General features: G+C 58.3%; 1 protein-coding gene. It reads left to right on the top strand.

What is annotated here, in order from left to right:
* Positions 1 to 59 precede the first annotated feature (59 nt).
* Complete coding sequence (locus ACUZ79_RS15805) at positions 60 to 1,295, top strand: ISL3 family transposase (RefSeq protein WP_096152604.1); 1,236 nt, start codon at positions 60 to 62, stop codon at positions 1,293 to 1,295.
* Positions 1,296 to 1,317: the final 22 nt, after the last annotated feature.

Genomic DNA, 1,317 nt, shown 5'->3' with positions numbered 1-1,317 from the left:
GGCTCTTCCGGGTTTTCCGTGGGTAGCTGATCTGCTAATGTCCTTCCCGGAGGGCACCAATGAAGGATACGGACCTATATTTTCGGATTCTCGGGCTGACCGAGCCCTGGTTTGTTGAGGCTGTTGAACTGGACACGGCGGAAGGTCGGGTAGACATCCGCGTGGAGCATGGTCCTGGTGTTCGCTGGTTTTGCCCTACTTGTGGTCGAGAGCTGGCTTGCCGCGACCATGCCGAGCCTCGTGTCTGGCGCCATCTGGACACGTGCCAGTTCAAGACGTTCCTGCATGCTCGGATTCCCCGAGTGGACTGCCCCGAGCATGGCGTCCTTCAGGTCAACGTGCCTTGGGCCGAGTCCAAGGCACGTTTCACCATATTGATGGAGCGATTGATCATCGACGTGCTGACCGAGTGCGCCACCGTAACAGGAGCGCGGCGCATCCTGCGCATCACCTGGGACGAAGCATGGGGTGTCATGGAAAGGGCGGTGCGCCGGGGCCGGGAGCGCAAGCAATCGAATCCCTCGCGGTATCTTGGCGTTGACGAGAAGGCATTCCGCAAGGGGCACGACTATGTGACCGTGGTTTGTGATCTGATCGGCAGCACGGTGGAGTATGTGGCCGACGAGCGTAAGGCCGAAAGCCTTGAGGGGTACTACCTTCAGTTCACCAAGGCGCAGTTGGAGCGGATCAAGGCCGTGGCCATGGACATGTGGGAGCCCTATTTTAAAGCTACGCTCAAACATGTGCCGGACGCGGCGGGGAAAATCGTTCACGATCGGTTCCACGTCATGAAACACGTAGGCGAGGCTGTGGACCGGGTACGCAAGCAAGAGCACCGCGAACTCACAAGTCAGGATGACCATCGACTCAAGGGCACGAAATTCCTCTGGCTATACCGGGAGGAGAATCTGCCGGACAAACACCGGCCAGCCCTGGAGGCCTTGAAGACAGCGAACCTCAAGGTGGCCAAGGCCTGGGCCATGAAGGAAAGCCTGAACGACGTCTGGAAGTACCTGAGCACGGGATGGGCCAGACGTTTTGTGAAGCGATGGCTGGTCTGGGTGAACAGGTCAGATCTTGCCCCAATGCGCAAAGTGGGCGGACTGATTCAGAGACATCTTGAGAACATCCTGACCTTCTGCCGCCACAGGATCACCAACGGCGTGGCCGAGGGCCTCAACAGCAAGATCATGGCCATCAAGAGGAAGGCTTGCGGTTATAGGAACCGGGAGCATTTCAAGACAGCCATCTACTTCTTCTGTGGCGGTCTAAACCTCTACCCGGCCAGTTCCTGACAGGGGTTACCCACGGAAAACC

This window comes from Desulfovibrio faecalis (assembly GCF_053570625.1).
This window is presented reverse-complemented; position numbering and strand designations above follow the sequence as displayed.